Source organism: Isoptericola luteus (genome assembly GCF_020297055.1).
Lineage (GTDB): Bacteria > Actinomycetota > Actinomycetes > Actinomycetales > Cellulomonadaceae > Isoptericola > Isoptericola luteus.
In genome coordinates, this window is the sequence record NZ_JAIXCQ010000001.1 from 206272 (window position 1) to 221398 (window position 15127).

The window sequence follows — 15127 nt, forward strand, 5'->3', positions numbered from 1 at the left end:
CGAGGACCGCTTCGTCACCGTCGGATTCCCCGAGCCCGCTCGCCGCGGCATCCTCTGCCGCCGGTGTCCCCGCGGATCCTTGCGCGCTCGACGGTCGCCTGCTTGCCGGGCTGCTCGACGACGAGGTCTCTGGCGGCCGGCCGGTGTCCGGCGACATGCCGGCGTGCGAGTGGGTCAGTGCCAGTGGTACCGGCGTCGTCGTGATCAGGATCCCGGTCTCGGACTGGCTGGACCTCGGGCAGGGGCTGCCCGGAGGCGTCGACCTCGACTCCGACGACGCCTGTGGAGCCTACCGGCAGGTCTTGGCGCTGACGCCGGAGCCCGACGTCGACCATGTCGTCACGAGCGTCGACGCCGACGCTGGCACGAGGGTGACGTTCATCAAGGGGGCGGAGCAGCAGAGCCTTCACGTCATGACCTGTGCCGCGGGTGTGGTGACGGGGCTGAATCTCACCGGGAGCGGCATCTCGGGGTCGGACGTGGACGTCGCGCGCACGGTCGACGTCGCCGCGCGGCTGTTCGGCGGGGACTGACCTCCTGGCCCGACGCCTCCTGTTGCAACGAATGGTTGCGCATCGCGGAATGTTGTCAGGTGGTGGCCAAGCACCTCGCCGAGGCGGTCCACGACGAACGGCACGGTCGCGAACCGGCTGACGCCGCCCCGGTGTCACGGCGTGCCGGCGGGGCGGCACGCCGTTCCGGTTGCGCCCGTGCGGAGGCAGGGAAGACTGCTTGACCATGGACGACGTGGACTACGACCGGCTCGCGGACGACTACGGCTGGCTCTTCGGGGGCGCGGCCCTGGTGGTCTATCTGGCGATCCTCGTGGTGTTCCTCGTCGCCTACGTCCGCATCATCCAGAAGGCCGGGTACTCGGGCTGGTGGGTGCTCGTCGGCCTCGTGCCGATCCTCAACATCGTGATGTTCCTGGTCTTCGCGTTCGCGCGGTGGCCCGTGCTCCGCGAGCGCGACGCCCTGCGGGTGGGGCAGGTGCCCCCACGCTGACGCTCGTCACGCCGGCCCGGCAGTACGTGTATGCTGAGTCGGCGCACACTGCGAGGACCGTGTCCACGACCGGTTCCACAGCAATCTTCGGTTCCTGAGCATCGAAGCGAGGATCCTGCGCATCACGGCAGCTTGGCTGTCGTCCGACGAATCTCCGCCCATCCGAGCGCGGAGCGAGAGTAGAGAGCATCACTTCTTCCATCCTTGCAAGGCCTGACACCGCATCCGCGGCGCCGGGCGACTCCGGACCGGCCCCCGTGTGGCGCCGCGCCGACGACGACCTGTGGGTCGCGACGGTCGACGGCGAGTACGGCGGCATGGTCACCCGACTTCCTGACGGCTTCCACGTCCACGACCGCTACTCGCGGCCGATCGGCGTGGCGTCATCCTTCGCCGCCGCGACGAGGCTCCAGGCCCCGTCGCGCAGCGGCGCCGCGCGCTCGCACCGGGCGCGCCCCCACCACGTCCGTGCCCGGCTGGGCGCGACGACCGGACCTGTGTTCGCGGGTCCGTCGCATCAACGAGAGAAGACAGCATGACTTCCGGAACTGTGAAGTGGTTCAACGAGGAGAAGGGGTTCGGCTTCATCGCCCCCTCCGACGGCACCGCGGACGTGTTCGCGCACTACAGCGAGATCGCCGGCAACGGCTTCCGCACCCTCGCCGAGAACCAGAAGGTCGAGTTCGACGTCGCCCAGGGCCCCAAGGGTCCCCAGGCCACGAACATCCGCGCCGTCTGACGCGACGACCCGGCGTCTGCCGGGTCGGCACAGGGCGGGGCCGCGATCGCGGCCCCGCCCTTTTGCATGCCCCCGACACCAGGCACCCTTGGAGGATTCCTCCAAAACTGTCCGGGGGACATTGGTACCCGTTGTCGGGGGTGCGCCCCCTGGTCGTCAACCTACGCTTGCGTAGGCTACGAAGGCGTAGGTTCCGGCCGCGAGCGGCAGGAACCTCGTCCATGCCGGAGCAGCCCGCCCTGACGGGGCCGCCAGCGAAGGAGAACGCGTGCCGAACACCCAGCCCGGCGAGATCACCGGCGAGCCCGAGGTCGCGCTCGCCGACGTCACCCCCCTCGTCCAGCTCGTCTCGCCCACCGGCGAGCGTGTCGTCGAACCCGACAACGCGACCTACCGATCGCGTGTCGACCACCTCACCTCCGAGGACCTGCGCGCCCTGTACCGCGACATGGTGCTGACGCGACGGTTCGACGACGAGGCCACGGCCCTGCAGCGGCAGGGCGAGCTCGCGCTGTACGCGCAGGGCCGTGGCCAGGAGGCAGCCCAGGTCGGCTCCGCGTCCGCGCTGGCTCCCCAGGACTACGTGTTCCCCTCCTACCGTGAGCACGGCGTGCTGCACGTGCGCGGCGTCGACCCGGTCGACCGCCTGCGCCTCTACCGCGGCGAGGACCACGGCGGCTGGGACACGGCGGCGTTCAACGTGCACCTGTACACGCTGGTCATCGGCTCCCACGTGCTCCACGCGACGGGGTACGCGATGGGCGTCCAGCGCGACGGTGCCGTCGGCACCGGTGACCCCGCCCGCGACACCGCCGTCGTCACGTACTTCGGCGACGGCGCCACCAGCCAGGGCGACGTCAGCGAGGGCCTCGTCTTCGCGGCCGTGAACAACTCCCCGGTCGTGTTCTTCTGCCAGAACAACCAGTGGGCGATCTCCGAGCCCACCTCCCGTCAGACCCGGGTGCCGCTGTACCGGCGCGGTGAGGGCTTCGGCATCCCCAGCGTCCGCGTGGACGGCAACGACGTGCTCGCCTGCTACGCCGTCACCGCCGAGGCGCTCGAGCGTGCACACTCCGGTGGCGGCCCCACGTTCATCGAGGCGTACACCTACCGGATGGGCGCGCACACCACCTCGGACGACCCGACCCGTTACCGGGACCGGGCCGAGGAGGAGTACTGGCGCCAGCGCGACCCGATCGACCGGCTCGAGGCGCTGCTGCGGGCGGAGGGTGCGTGGGACGACGCCTGGGCGGCGGCCGTCGACGCCGACGCCGACGCCCTCGGCGAGCGGCTGCGCACCGAGGTGCGCGAGCTCGGCGCCCCGCCGACGACCACCATGTTCGAGCACGTGTACGCCACCGAGCACGCGCAGGTCACCACCGAGCGCGCGTGGTTCGAGGAGTACGAGGCAGAGACGGAGGCCTCCCGATGAGCGAGACCCTGACTTTCGCGCGTGCCATCACCGAGGGCCTGCGGTCGTCGCTCGAGAGCGACGAGAAGGTCCTCGTCATGGGCGAGGACGTCGGACGCCTCGGTGGGGTCTTCCGCGTCACCGACGGGCTGCAGAAGGACTTCGGCGCCGACCGCGTCGTCGACACCCCGCTGGCGGAGTCCGGCATCGTCGGTACGGCGATCGGCCTGGCGCTGCGCGGCTACCGCCCGGTCTGCGAGATCCAGTTCGACGGTTTCGTCTTCCCCGCGTACGACCAGATCACCACCCAGCTCGCCAAGATGCACTACCGGTCCCGCGGACGCCTGCAGGTGCCCGTGGTCATCCGCATCCCGTACGGCGGGGGCATCGGCGCCGTCGAGCACCACTCGGAGAGCCCGGAGGCGCTGTTCGCGCACACCCCGGGGCTGCGCGTCGTCTCGCCGTCGACCCCCCAGGACGCGTACGACATGATCCGCGCGGCCGTCGCCTCCCCGGACCCGGTGCTGTTCTTCGAGCCCAAGGGTCGCTACTGGACCAAGGGCGACGTCACCACGAGCGACTACCCGACGACGTCGGCCGCGGGCGCCGCGGACGTGCTGAACCGGGCGCGTGTCGCCCGGGCAGGCACCGACGTCACCCTCGTCGCGTACGGGCCGACCGTCACCACCGCGCTGAAGGCCGCCGACGCGCTGGCCGCGGAGGGCACCAGCGCCGAGGTGATCGACCTGCGCTCCGTCTCCCCGCTCGACGTGCCCGCCGTCGCCCGCTCCGTGGAGCGCACGGGCCGCTGCGTCGTCGTGCACGAGGCGCCGTCGTTCCTGGGCGCAGGCGCCGAGGTGGCTGCGCGCATCAGCGAGGAGTGCTTCTACGCGCTGGAGGCGCCGGTGCTGCGGGTGGGCGGTTTCCACGCGCCGTACCCCGTGGCCAAGCTCGAGCACGAGTACCTGCCGAGCGTCGACCGCGTCGTGGACGCCGTCGACCGCGCCCTGGCCTTCTGAGCACGACCGGAGGAGAACGATGAGCACGCAGCGCTTCCCCCTGCCGGACGTCGGCGAGGGCCTGACCGAGGCCGAGATCGTCGAGTGGCGCGTCGCCGTCGGCGACACGGTGACCGTCAACCAGGTGGTCGTGGAGATCGAGAGCGCGAAGTCGCTCGTCGAGCTGCCGTCGCCGTGGGCCGGCACCGTCACCGCGCTGCTGGTCGAGGAGGGCACCACCGTCGACGTCGGCACGGCGATCATCGAGATCACCACCGACGCCGACGTGCCCGGCTCCGTCCGGCCGGTCGACGACGGCTCGCCGGCCGCTGTCGGCTCGGCGGCCGACGACGGCGGCGCTTCCGGCGAGGGCTCCGGCTCCGTGCTGGTCGGCTACGGCACGGGCGACGGCGCGGGGTCAGGTCGTCGGCGTCGCCGCCGTCCCGGCGCTGCCCCCGTCGTGCCGGCCGCCGCCCCTGCCGTCCCTGCTCCTTCCGCCGCCCCTCCGGCGGCCGCTGCGCGGCCGGTGGCGGCCGCACCGGCCCCCACCGCCGTGCCCGGACCTTCGATCGAGCGGGCGATGGCCAGCGTCCCGGCGGTGGCGGGCGCGTCGTCGTCGACCCCCAGCGCACAGCGTGCGCGGGTGCTGGCCAAGCCGCCGGTGCGCAAGCTCGCCAAGGACCTGGGGGTCGACCTCGCGTCCGTGCACCCCACCGGCCCGGGCGGGATCGTCACGCGAGAGGACGTCGCGGCGCACCACGAGTCCGCCGCGCCGAAGGCTCTCGCCACGTACCCCGACGACGACCGGCCGTGGCTGGCGTCGGGCACGGTCAGCGCGAACGGCCGGCAGACCCGGGTACCCGTGAAGTCCGTGCGCAAGCGCACTGCCGAGGCGATGGTGGCCAGCGCGTTCACGGCCCCGCACGTCACGGTCTTCCAGACGATCGACGTCACCAAGACCATGAAGCTCGTCGCCCGCCTCAAGGAGGACCGGGACTTCGCGGACGTGCGCGTCACCCCGCTGCTCATCGCGGCGAAGGCCGTGCTGCTCGCCGTGAACAGGCACCCCGAGATCAACGCGAGCTGGGACGACGCGGCCCGCGAGATCGTCTACAAGCACTACGTGAACCTGGGGATCGCCGCGGCCACGCCGCGCGGCCTCGTCGTGCCGAACATCAAGGACGCGCACACGCTCGACCTGCTCGGGCTGGCGACGGCCATCGCGGGCCTGACGGCCACGGCGCGCGCGGGTCGCACGCAGCCCGCGGACATGGCGGACGGCTCGATCACCATCACGAACGTCGGCATCTTCGGCACGGACACCGGCACCCCGATCCTCAACCCCGGTGAGGCCGGCATCCTCGCGTTCGGCGCGATCCGCCGGCAGCCTTGGGTGCACAAGGGCAAGATCAAGGCCCGCTGGGTCACCCAGCTCGCGCTCTCCGTCGACCACCGGCTGGTCGACGGCGAGCTGGCCGCCCGCTACCTGGCCGACGTCGCCAAGGTCCTGGAGGACCCGGCGCGCGGGCTCGTCTGGGGCTGAGGGCCGCCTGTCCCCGGGCCGCCTGTCGCCGCGGCCCGGGGGGCGTCCCGTGGGTCAGGGTGTCGTCGGGTCGCCCTGCGCGGGCCTGCGTCCGAGGCGCCACGCCGTCCCGCCGAGCGCACAGGCGACGAGCCCGAGCCCGGTGGCGATCCACGCGGCGACCATGCCGTTCCCCGTGCCGGGGCCTCCGCCCGCCGTGGCCCAGAGGATCGACCCCATGACGGTGGTCGCCGCGCCGAACACGGTCGCGCCGGCTGCGAGCCGCGGGCTCGAGCCAGGGCGACGGGCCCGGGACACGGCGGCCAGGCTCACGCCGAGCGCTCCCGCGGCGAGCAGCGCGGCCGCGGTGGGCAGGAGGCGGCCGGACGTCAGGCCGTAGACGGGTTCCTGGGAGGACATGGCCTCCCACAGCACCTCGGTGACAGTCATGACGTGCTCCTCTCGAAGGGTTCCAGGACTTCATCGTCTCCGGAGGCAGGGGGCCGTGTCGTCGGCCGGAGGTGGGCACTTCGGCCTTCTGCCGGCGCCGTACCGGTGGTCGCGCACGCGGCAGGGCCGACAGGTCCTGCTGCACGCGCAGCAGGCGTGCCTGCTCCGCGGGGACGACGACCGGCCGGCGGTGCCTGGCTAGGGTGACGACGTGGCTGGTTCGAGATCAGGCAGGCGGCCGGGGCGCGCGGGGGTGGGACCGAGCCCGTGGGCCCCGGGCATCGTGGCCATGGTGATCGCTGCGGCCGCCGCCACGGTACAGGTGGGGACGGGCCTGGCCGGGACCGGTCCTCCCCCAGGGCCCGCAGGGGTGCTCGGGCTCGCAGCCCTGGCCGCCGGCGGACTGGCGCTGCTGTTCGCGCGTCCGTGGCCCGTGCCGACCCTCGTGGCCGTGGGCCTGTGCGGGCTGGCCCACCAGGGCGCGGGGCTCGACGTCCCGCTGGTCGCCTTCCTCGTCGCCGTGTACTACGCCGTGCGAGCCGGGAACCGTGCGGTGACGGCACTCGTCGCGGCCGGCATGATCGTGGCGCTGCCGCTCGTCGTTCTGGGCCGCGCGGGCGATCTCGGGAACGCGGTGGCCCAGAGCAGGGACGCCCTGGAGCTGGCGTGGTTGGTGGCCGCCGCCGCGGCCGGGGAGGCGATCCGGCAGGCCGAGCGCCGCGCCGCGGAGGCAGAGCGGACGCGGGAGGAGACCGCCCGGCGGCGTGCGGACGACGAGAGACTCCGGATCGCGCGCGAGCTGCACGACTCCCTGACCCACCAGATCTCGATCATCACGGTCCAGGCGGACGTCGCGGTGCACGGCGCGCGGCGCCGCGGCGAGCCGGTCGCCGCCTCACTGCTCGCGGTCCAGGAGGCAGGTCGCGAAGCGTCGCGGGAACTGCGTGCGACGCTGTCCGCGCTCCGTGACGATGCGACGGCCCCGCCCCGGGGGCTCGCCCAGCTGCCGGACCTCGTGGCCGGCGCGGGGGCGATGGGCCTGGACGCGTCCCTGGCGATCACCGGTGACGTGGGCGACCTGCCGGAGGCGGTCGGCCGGACCCTGTTCCGGGTGGTGCAGGAGGCGTTGACGAACGTCGCGCGGCACGCCGGTGACGTCACCGTCCGGGTCATGGTGGAGCACGAGCCGGACAGGGTCTCCGTGCGCGTCGACGATGACGGTCCGGCTACCACCGGTGACATCGCCCCGGGCAACGGGCTGGTGGGGATGCGCGAACGTGTGCACGCGCTCGGCGGGCGGTTCTGCGCCGGGCCGCGCACCGGAGGCGGATACACGGTCCGGGCGTGCATCCCGGTGCAGGAGCCCCGATGATCCGGGTTCTGCTCGTCGACGACCAGCCCTTGCTGCGCAGCGGCTTCCGCGCGCTGCTGGAGCTCGAGGACGACATCGTCGTGGTCGCGGAGGCGGGTGACGGCGCGCACGGGGTACGGCTGGCCGGCGAGCTGCGGCCGGACGTCGTGCTCATGGACGTGCGCATGCCGGGCGTTGACGGCATCGACGCCACCCGCCGGATCGCCGCAGACCCCGAGCTGTCCGGTGTGCACGTCGTCGTGCTCACCAACTACGGGCTGGAGGAGTACGTCTACGAGGCGCTGCGGGCCGGAGCGGCAGGATTCCTCGTGAAGGACGTGCAGCCCGAGGACCTCGTGCACGCCGTGCACGTCGCGGCCCGGGGCGACGCGCTCCTCGCGCCCACGGTCACCCGGACGCTCATCGAGCACTTCGTGTCCCGGCCGCCGGTGCCCAGCGACCCGTCCGTCCTCGGCCGGCTCACCGGGCGCGAGCGCGAAGCGGTGGTCCTCGTGTCGCGGGGACTCACGAACGACGAGGTCGCCGCGCGCATGGTGATCACGTCACTCACGGCCAAGACGCACGTCAACCGGGCGATGAACAAGCTCGGCGCCCGCGACCGGGCACAGCTCGTGGTCATGGCCTACGAGTCGGGGCTGGTCGCGCCGGGTCAGTACAGCTAGCCCGCGACGCCGCCTGCCCAGGGCGCGAGCTCCCGGGGCGCGGCGACGAGGCCGGGGCGCTCCTCGAGCGGCGTCAGAGCGTGGCGCCCAGCTTGAAACCCTTCTCCGTGTCGCCCTTGCGGGTGTAGGAGAAGCCGTCGGCGCCGACGGTCACCTCCATCTCGGAGTCGTCGGTGCGGGCGACGACGGGCTGCGGGTTGCCGTCGAGGTCCAGCACGAGCGACGCCTCGGTGTACCAGCTCGGCACCACGGGGTTGCCCCACCAGTCGCGGCGCTGGTTGTCGTGCACGTCCCACGTGACCACCGGGTTGTCGGGGTCGCCGGTGTAGTAGTCCTGCGTGTAGATCTCGACGCGGTGCCCGTCCGGGTCGCGCAGGTACAGGTAGAACGCGTTCGACACGCCGTGCCGGCCGGGCCCGCGCTCGATGGCGTCGGACCTCCGCAGCGCGCCGAGCCGGTCGCAGATCGCGAGGATGTTGTGCTTCTCGTGGGTCGCGAAGGCCACGTGGTGCATGCGCGGGCCGTCGCCCCCGGTCATGGCGGTGTCGTGCACCGTGGGCTTGCGGCGCATCCACGCGGCGTACACCGTGCCCTGCTCGTCCTGGATGTCCTCGGTCACGCGGAAGCCCAGGTCCTGCATGAACTTCACGGCGCGCGGCACGTCGGGCGTGACCTGGTTGAAGTGGTCCAGGCGCACGAGCTCGCCGGGCGTGTGCAGGTCGTAGCGCCACGACAGCCGCTCGACGTGGTCGGCCTGGTAGAAGAACTCGTACGGGAACCCGAGCGGGTCGACGACGCGCACGGAGTCCCCGATGCCGCGGGTGAACCCGTCGGGGGCGCGGCGCACCTCGCAGCCCAGCTCGGTGTAGAAGGCGACGGCCCGGTCGAGGTCCTCCGGCGTCCGCACGCGGTAGGAGAACGCGGCGACGGCGGCGGCCTCGCCCCGGCGCAGCACCAGGTTGTGGTGAATGAACTCCTCGGTCGAGCGCAGGTACACGCTCTGCTCGTCCTCCTCGGTGACGTACAGACCGAGCACGTCGACGTAGAAGGCGCGGGAGGCCGCGAGGTCCGTGACCACGAGCTCCATGTAGGCGCAGCGCAGGATGTCGGGCGCCGGGGAGGCCGGGGTGGGCGTGGGGTTGCTGCAGCTGATGGGCGCCTCCTGGGACACGTAGAAACCCGAGGAGGTGAGCGTCATGTCTTTGCGGTCGGTCATGTCAGCGTCCTTGCTGGTCTGCGGCGCGTGGTGCGCGGGGTGGGTCAGTGCTTGCCGAAGGTCGGGTTGTGGACCTTGCCGAGCGTGATGTGCACGGCCTGGGAGTCGGTGTAGAAGTCGATCGACCGGTACCCGCCCTCGTGGCCGAGGCCGGAAGCCTTGACACCCCCGAACGGGGTCCGCAGGTCGCGCACGTTGTTCGAGTTCAGCCAGACCATCCCGGCCTCGACGGCCTGGGAGAAGTTGTGTGCGCGCTTGAGGTCGTTGGTCCAGACGTAGGCCGCCAGCCCGTACCGGGTGCCGTTGGCGAGCTCGAGCGCCTCGGCCTCGGTGTCGAACGGTGTGATCGCCACGACCGGGCCGAAGATCTCCTCGGTGAAGATCCGCGCGTCGGGGGCGACGTCGGCGAACACGGTCGGGGCCACGAAGTTGCCGAAGTCGAAGCCCTCGGGTCGGCCGCCGCCCGCGACGAGCCGGCCCTCGGTCTTGCCGAGCTCGACGTAGCCCATGACCTTCTCGTAGTGCTCCGGGTGCACGAGCGCACCCACCTCGGTCTCGGGGTCGTGCGGGTAGCCGACGCGCACGCGTGCGGCCTGGGCGGCGTAGCGCTCCACGAACTCGTCGTAGACCGGCCGCTCGACGAGGATCCGTGAGCCGGCGGTGCAGCGCTCGCCGTTGAGGGAGAACACGCCGAAGATCGTCGCGTCGATCGCGGCGTCGAGGTCGGCGTCGGCGAAGACGACGGCGGGCGACTTGCCGCCCAGCTCCATCGACAGGCCCTTGAGGTACGGGGCGGCGTTGCCGAAGATGAGCTGGCCGGTGCTGCTCTCGCCGGTGAACGAGATGAGCGGCACGTCGGGGTGCTTCACCAGCGCGTCGCCCGCCTCCTCGCCGAGCCCGTTGACGAGGTTGAACACGCCGGCGGGCAGCCCCGCCTCCTCGAAGATGCCGGCCCACAGGGAGGCGGACAGCGGCGTGAACTCGGCGGGCTTGAGCACCACCGTGTTGCCGGTCGCGATGGCGGGCGCGAGCTTCCACGACTCCAGCATGAACGGCGTGTTCCACGGCGTGATGAGGCCGGCGACGCCGATCGGCTTGCGGTTGACGTAGTTGATCTGGCGCCCGGGCACCTTGTACGTGTCGTCGGCCTGCGCCACGATCAGGTCCGCGAAGAACCGGAAGTTCTCGGCGGCGCGGCGCGCCTGCCCGAGCGCCTGGGTGATCGGCAGGCCGGAGTCGAAGCTCTCCAGCTCGGCGAGTCGGTCGCCCCGCGACTCGACGATGTCGGCGATCTTGTGCAGCACGCGCGAGCGTTCGCGCGGCAGCATGCGCGGCCACGGGCCGTCGGTGAACGCGCGCCGGGCGGCGGCGACGGCGGCGTCCACGTCCCCCTGCTGGCCTGCGGCGGCCTGCACGTACGTCTCGTTGGAGACCGGGTCGAGCACGTCGAACGTCTCGCCGCCGAGGGAGTCCACGAGCTGCCCGTCGATGTAGTGCTGGATGGTGGCGGGCAGGTCGGCCGGGCGGTGCCCGGCCTGGTCGTGCCGGGCGTTCGGCCGGGGGTGCTGGTCGGACATCAGGACTCCTTCGTCGTGAGCGGGGTCAGACGACGCGTGTGCTGGTAGTCCAGCACGGCGTCGAGGGTGGCGGTGCGGTGCCGGCGGGCCGCGATCTCGACACGCAGGGCGGCGTCGCCGCGCGCGTCATCGCCGGTCTGCAGGGTGGAGATGAGGTCGAGGATGTGGTCGTGCTCGGCGACGGACTCCCGTGCCCGGCCGGGCACGAACGAGAATGACGAGTCGCGCAGCGCCCGCATGCGCCGCCAGCCGCGGTGCACCAGGTCGAGCACGTGCGGGTTGGGGCACGGTGTGAACAGGACCGTGTGGAACTCGAGGTTGAGCTCCGTGAACCGGTGCGGGTCGAAGTCGTCGAGGCAGCGGCGCATGCGCTCGTTGACCGCGCGGGCGGCGTCGAGCTGGGCCGGTGTCAGGTGCGGGGCCGAGAGCGCGGTCGCGTGGCCCTCGACCAGGGCGAGCGTCTCCATCGTGTGCTGGTACTCGGTCTCCTTGAGCAGGGCGACCTGGGCGCCGACGTTCCGCTCGAACGTCACCAGCCCTTCGGCCTCGAGGCGTCGGATCGCCTCGCGCACGGGGACCACGGACATGTCGGCCTCGCCCGCGATCTGGCCGAGCACCAGCCGGTAGCCGGGCACGTACCGGCCGTCGTCGATGCGCTCGCGGATGAACGTGTACGCGCGCTGCGACTTGCTCTCGGTGCGAACGCCACCCGTCAGGTCGTCGGTGACCACGGGACCCCCTCGTCGTGTGACCGTGTCGTGTCGTATCCCACATGATATACGATCATCACCATCCACTGCGGAGAGACAGAGAGGTCGACCGCCATGACCGTGCGCACCGATGCCACGACCCTCGATGACGGCCAGCGACGTGAGCTGCGTCGTGTCGCGTTCGCGACCGTCATCGGTACCACCATCGAGTGGTACGACTTCTTCGTGTACGCCAGCGCCGCCGGGCTCGTCTTCGGCACGCTCTTCTTCGAGCCGGCCGGCCCCGCCGTCGCGACCCTGCTGTCGTTCGCGACCGTCGGCATCAGCTTCCTGTTCCGTCCTCTCGGGGCGTTCCTCGCCGGCCACTTCGGCGACCGCCTCGGACGCAAGACCATGCTCGTGGTCACCCTCATCCTCATGGGCGCCGCCACCACCCTCATCGGTCTGCTGCCCACCTACGCCACGATCGGCATCGCCGCGCCGATGCTCCTCGTGCTGCTGCGCATCCTGCAGGGCCTGTCCACCGGCGGGGAGTGGGGCGGCGCCGTCCTCATGGCCGTGGAGCACGCCCCCACCGGCGAGCGCGGCCGGATGGGCGCGTTCCCGCAGATCGGCGTGCCGATCGGCCTGCTGCTGGCCTCCGGCGTGCTCGCCCTCATGACCGGGGTGATCTCGCCGGGCGAGGCGTTCCTCGAGTGGGGCTGGCGGGTGCCGTTCCTGTTGAGCGTGGTGCTCATCGTCGTCGGCATCGTCGTGCGGCGCGCGGTCGAGGAGAGCCCCGTGTTCCTCGAGATCGCCGAGAAGAAGGCGGCGGCGCAGACGCCCGTCGTCACGCTGTTCCGCAAGCACTGGCTGCTCGTGCTGCTGGCCGCGCTCACCTTCGCGGGCAACAACGCCGCCGGCTACATGACCACCGGCGGCTACCTCCAGAACTACGCGACGATGCCGGTCGGCGACGGCGGCCTCGTCGGCATGGACCGCACGCCCGTGCTGCTGGCCGTGGCGGGCGCGTCCGTCGTCTGGCTGGTGTGCACGTTCGCCGCCGGGGCGCTCTCGGACCGGATCGGCCGCCGCAACACCTACATCATCGGCTGGATCGCGTTCCTGGCGACCGTGTTCCTGCTCTTCCCGCTGGTGAACACCGGCAACCCCTGGCTGCTGTTCGTCGGCGTGTCCCTGTTCGCGGTCGGCAACGGGTTCACCTACGGCCAGCAGGCCGCGTACTTCGCCGAGCTGTTCCCCGCGTCGATCCGGTACTCCGGCGTGTCGATCACGTACGCGCTCGGCGCCATCCTGGGCGGCGCGTTCGCGCCGATGATCGCCGCGTGGCTCGTGCAGCGCACGGGCACCGCGCTGTCCGTGGCGTTCTACATCGCGGGCGTCATGGTCGTCGCGTTCGCCGCGACGCTGCTGCTGCGCGACCGCACCGGCATCCCGCTGGGCCCGGAGCACGAGGCCGAGCAGGCCGAGAGCCCGATCTACGGTGTGACCCGAGCCTGACCCGCGCGTCGCGTCCCCGCGCGACCGGGGGCGCGACGACCGATCCTGCTGCTAGGAGAAGGAGCCAACGTGCAGTTCCACCACCACGGCTACGTGTCGGGAGACCCGCGCGTGCTGCCACCCGCGGGCACCGGGCTGGACCGCCCGGCCGAGCTGCCCGACGTCGTCGACGTCCTCATCGTCGGCTCCGGGCCGGCGGGCATGGTCGCCGCCGCCCAGCTCGCGCAGTTCCCCGGCGTCACGACGCGCCTCGTCGAGCGGCGCGCCGGGCGGCTCGTCATCGGGCAGGCCGACGGCATCCAGGCCCGCAGCGTCGAGACGTTCCAGGCGTTCGGCTTCGCGGAGCGGATCGTGGCCGAGGCGTACCGGATCACCGAGATGGCGTTCTGGAAGCCCGACCCCGCGAACCCCGCGCACATCGTGCGCGCGGCCCGGCCCGTCGACGACCCGAGCCACGTCAGCGAGTTCCCGCACCTCATCGTCAACCAGGCGCGGGTGCTGGACTACTTCGCGGAGGTCGCGGCGAGCTCGCCCACCCGGCTCACCCCGGACTACGGCTGGGAGTTCGTGGACCTGCGCGTCGAGGAGGACGGCGAGCACCCCGTCGTCGTGACCCTGCGGGGGTGCGCCGGCGAGCAGGACGGCGTCGAGCGCACCGTGCGCGCGAAGTACGTGGTGGGGGCCGACGGCGCACGCAGCGGCGTGCGCACCGCGATCGGTGCCGAGCACATGGGCGCCGCGGCGAACCACGCGTGGGGCGTCATGGACGTGCTGGCCGTGACCGACTTCCCCGACATCCGGACCAAGTGCTCGATCCAGTCCGAGGCGGGCAACATCCTGCTGATCCCGCGCGAGGGCGGCTACCTGTTCCGCATGTACGTGGACCTCGGCGACGTGGCCGACGGCGACAACCACGCCGTGCGCGCCACCACGATCGACCAGATCATCGCCCGCGCCAACGAGATCCTCACGCCCTACACGCTGGATGTGAAGGACGTCGCCTGGCACAGCGTCTACGAGGTGGGGCACCGGCTGACCGACCGGTTCGACGACGTGCCCGCGGCCGACGTCGGGACGCGGGCGCCGCGCGTCTTCATCACCGGCGACGCGTGCCACACCCACAGCGCGAAGGCCGGCCAGGGGATGAACGTCTCCATGCAGGACGGCTTCAACATCGGGTGGAAGCTGGGCCACGTGCTGGACGGCCGGGCGCCCGCCGAGCTGCTGGCCACCTACAACGCCGAGCGGCACGTGGTGGCGAGCGACCTCATCGACTTCGACCGCGAGTGGTCGACGATGATGGCGAAGAAGCCCGAGGACTTCGACTCGCCGTCGGCGCTGGAGGACTTCTACGTCCGCACCGCGGAGTTCCCCGCGGGGTTCATGACGGAGTACCAGCCGTCGATGGTCGTGGGCCCGGCGACGCACCAGGGGCTGGCGACCGGCTTCCCCGTCGGCAAGCGGTTCCGTTCGGCGCCGGTGGTGCGGGTCGCGGACGCCAACCCGATCCACCTCGGTCACCACCACCGCGCGGACGGGCGGTGGCGTGTGTACGCGTTCGCCGACGCGCCCGCCGCCGGGGAGGCGTCGGAGCTGTCTCGCTGGGCGGAGTGGATCGCGACGTCGCCGTCCTCCCCGCTGGCCCGCACGCCCGAGGGGCTCGACGCCGACGCCTGGTTCGACGTCAAGGTGGTCTACCAGCAGGACCACACGGCGCTGGACATCGGCCGCGTGCCGGAGGTGTTCCTGCCGCGCAGCGGCCCGTTCGGGCTGGTCGACTACGAGAAGGTCTACGCCGCCGGGGCGTCGGTCGAGGTGCCCGACGACATCTTCGACCAGCGCGGCCTGGATCGCGGCGGCGTGGTCGTCGTCGTGCGGCCCGACCAGTACGTGGCTCACGTGCTGCCGCTGACCGCCACCCGCGAGCTGGGGGAGTTCTTCGCCGCGCTGAACGACTGTTGACAT

15 protein-coding genes are annotated in these 15127 nt (G+C 72.1%); 11 read left to right on the forward strand and 4 right to left on the reverse strand.

Annotated elements, in window-relative coordinates:
• Positions 1-200 precede the first annotated feature (200 nt).
• From LEP48_RS00970 to LEP48_RS01000, 7 genes are all read left to right on the forward strand, one after another.
• Positions 201-533 (forward strand): hypothetical protein, encoded by a 333-nt coding sequence (locus tag LEP48_RS00970; protein WP_225563645.1) that lies wholly within the window; start codon positions 201-203, stop codon positions 531-533.
• A gap of 205 nt (positions 534-738) precedes the next feature.
• Complete coding sequence (locus LEP48_RS00975; protein ID WP_422723789.1) at positions 739-1005, forward strand: DUF805 domain-containing protein; 267 nt, start codon at positions 739-741, stop codon at positions 1003-1005.
• A gap of 257 nt (positions 1006-1262) precedes the next feature.
• On the forward strand, positions 1263-1544 hold the full coding sequence (locus LEP48_RS00980) for a hypothetical protein (RefSeq protein ID WP_225563647.1): 282 nt from the start codon (positions 1263-1265) through the stop codon (positions 1542-1544).
• A complete protein-coding gene (locus LEP48_RS00985; RefSeq protein WP_225563648.1) occupies positions 1541-1744 on the forward strand; it encodes a cold-shock protein in 204 nt (67 codons plus the stop codon). Before LEP48_RS00980 ends, LEP48_RS00985 begins: the two co-directional genes overlap by 4 nt.
• 268 nt (positions 1745-2012) lie before the next feature.
• A complete protein-coding gene (gene pdhA, locus LEP48_RS00990; RefSeq protein WP_422723785.1) occupies positions 2013-3176 on the forward strand; it encodes a pyruvate dehydrogenase (acetyl-transferring) E1 component subunit alpha in 1164 nt (387 codons plus the stop codon).
• A complete protein-coding gene (locus tag LEP48_RS00995; protein ID WP_225563649.1) occupies positions 3173-4174 on the forward strand; it encodes an alpha-ketoacid dehydrogenase subunit beta in 1002 nt (333 codons plus the stop codon). Before pdhA ends, LEP48_RS00995 begins: the two co-directional genes overlap by 4 nt.
• A gap of 19 nt (positions 4175-4193) precedes the next feature.
• The gene (locus tag LEP48_RS01000) at positions 4194-5696 is read left to right on the forward strand and encodes a dihydrolipoamide acetyltransferase family protein (RefSeq protein ID WP_225563650.1); all 1503 of its coding nucleotides are present in this window, start codon (positions 4194-4196) and stop codon (positions 5694-5696) included.
• Positions 5697-5750: 54 nt separating this feature from the next.
• On the opposite strand, the gene LEP48_RS01005 is transcribed toward LEP48_RS01000, so the two are convergent.
• Entirely contained in the window at positions 5751-6125 is a 375-nt protein-coding gene (locus LEP48_RS01005; RefSeq protein WP_225563651.1) for a DUF6223 family protein, read from the reverse strand.
• A gap of 289 nt (positions 6126-6414) precedes the next feature.
• On the opposite strand from LEP48_RS01005, the gene LEP48_RS01010 reads away from it, so the two are divergent.
• Together LEP48_RS01010 and LEP48_RS01015 are read left to right on the forward strand one after the other, a co-directional pair.
• A complete protein-coding gene (locus LEP48_RS01010; protein ID WP_225563652.1) occupies positions 6415-7497 on the forward strand; it encodes a sensor histidine kinase in 1083 nt (360 codons plus the stop codon).
• Complete coding sequence (locus tag LEP48_RS01015) at positions 7494-8159, forward strand: response regulator (RefSeq protein ID WP_225563653.1); 666 nt, start codon at positions 7494-7496, stop codon at positions 8157-8159. Before LEP48_RS01010 ends, LEP48_RS01015 begins: the two co-directional genes overlap by 4 nt.
• 73 nt (positions 8160-8232) lie before the next feature.
• Here the strand turns inward: LEP48_RS01015 and hpaD are convergent, their stop codons facing one another.
• Genes hpaD through LEP48_RS01030 form a run of 3 tightly spaced genes read right to left on the reverse strand, consistent with a single transcriptional unit; the run spans position 8233 to position 11683 of the window.
• Positions 8233-9375: a 3,4-dihydroxyphenylacetate 2,3-dioxygenase gene (hpaD, locus tag LEP48_RS01020; RefSeq protein ID WP_225563654.1), complete on the reverse strand. Its 1143-nt coding sequence runs from the start codon at positions 9373-9375 to the stop codon at positions 8233-8235.
• A gap of 44 nt (positions 9376-9419) precedes the next feature.
• Positions 9420-10952: a 5-carboxymethyl-2-hydroxymuconate semialdehyde dehydrogenase gene (gene hpaE, locus LEP48_RS01025; protein WP_225563655.1), complete on the reverse strand. Its 1533-nt coding sequence runs from the start codon at positions 10950-10952 to the stop codon at positions 9420-9422.
• Complete coding sequence (locus LEP48_RS01030) at positions 10952-11683, reverse strand: GntR family transcriptional regulator (protein ID WP_225563656.1); 732 nt, start codon at positions 11681-11683, stop codon at positions 10952-10954. Before LEP48_RS01030 ends, hpaE begins: the two co-directional genes overlap by 1 nt.
• A gap of 93 nt (positions 11684-11776) precedes the next feature.
• Between LEP48_RS01030 and LEP48_RS01035 the strand changes: the two genes are divergently transcribed.
• Together LEP48_RS01035 and LEP48_RS01040 are read left to right on the forward strand one after the other, a co-directional pair.
• A complete protein-coding gene (locus LEP48_RS01035; RefSeq protein WP_225563657.1) occupies positions 11777-13162 on the forward strand; it encodes an MFS transporter in 1386 nt (461 codons plus the stop codon).
• A 69-nt stretch (positions 13163-13231) separates the two neighbouring features.
• Positions 13232-15124, forward strand: coding sequence for an FAD-binding monooxygenase (locus tag LEP48_RS01040; protein WP_225563658.1), 1893 nt, complete (start codon positions 13232-13234; stop codon positions 15122-15124).
• The last annotated feature ends 3 nt before the right edge of the window (positions 15125-15127 follow it).

Excerpts from the sequence above, each read along its gene's own strand:
- LEP48_RS00975 (WP_422723789.1), top strand. The coding sequence starts at position 739 with ATGGACGACGTGGACTACGACCGGCTCGCGGACGACTACGGCTGGCTC.
- LEP48_RS00995 (WP_225563649.1), top strand. The coding sequence starts at position 3,173 with ATGAGCGAGACCCTGACTTTCGCGCGTGCCATCACCGAGGGCCTGCGG.
- hpaE (WP_225563655.1), bottom strand. The coding sequence starts at position 10,952 with ATGTCCGACCAGCACCCCCGGCCGAACGCCCGGCACGACCAGGCCGGG.
- LEP48_RS00985 (WP_225563648.1), top strand. The coding sequence starts at position 1,541 with ATGACTTCCGGAACTGTGAAGTGGTTCAACGAGGAGAAGGGGTTCGGC.
- LEP48_RS01000 (WP_225563650.1), top strand. The coding sequence starts at position 4,194 with ATGAGCACGCAGCGCTTCCCCCTGCCGGACGTCGGCGAGGGCCTGACC.
- LEP48_RS01015 (WP_225563653.1), top strand. The coding sequence starts at position 7,494 with ATGATCCGGGTTCTGCTCGTCGACGACCAGCCCTTGCTGCGCAGCGGC.
- LEP48_RS01010 (WP_225563652.1), top strand. The coding sequence starts at position 6,415 with ATGGTGATCGCTGCGGCCGCCGCCACGGTACAGGTGGGGACGGGCCTG.
- hpaD (WP_225563654.1), bottom strand. The coding sequence starts at position 9,375 with ATGACCGACCGCAAAGACATGACGCTCACCTCCTCGGGTTTCTACGTG.
- LEP48_RS01005 (WP_225563651.1), bottom strand. The coding sequence starts at position 6,125 with ATGACTGTCACCGAGGTGCTGTGGGAGGCCATGTCCTCCCAGGAACCC.
- LEP48_RS01035 (WP_225563657.1), top strand. The coding sequence starts at position 11,777 with ATGACCGTGCGCACCGATGCCACGACCCTCGATGACGGCCAGCGACGT.